This is a genomic window from Proteiniphilum sp. UBA1028 (assembly GCF_002316955.1).
In the GTDB taxonomy this organism is placed as follows: Bacteria; Bacteroidota; Bacteroidia; order Bacteroidales; family Dysgonomonadaceae; genus Proteiniphilum.
Window position 1 is genome coordinate 51498 of record NZ_DCEN01000024.1, and the last position, 230, is coordinate 51727.

General features: G+C 52.6%; 1 protein-coding gene. It reads right to left on the reverse strand.

Annotated elements, in window-relative coordinates; translation table 11 throughout:
* Positions 1-230, reverse strand: a 230-nt coding sequence (locus B3Z75_RS02930) for a hypothetical protein (protein WP_294067590.1), incomplete at both ends; no start/stop codon positions are given.

Genomic DNA, 230 nt, shown 5'->3' on the forward strand with positions numbered 1-230 from the left:
GAATAGAGTGTCCAAGAGGCCTTGTCGTTTGCAGCGGCACTCCACCAGGATTGACCTCTTGAGCCTTGCGGTCCTAATCCCATATGGCCTGTTATTGCATAGGCAGCCGCTTGTTCCAGTGTCGGATATTCTACCTTCAAGGGCGCCAATGCTGCTGCTACTTCGGCTGAAAAATTATTATACTGGTCGAACACCCAAGTCTTCCCGTCGGCATCATCAGCACCGCCGGT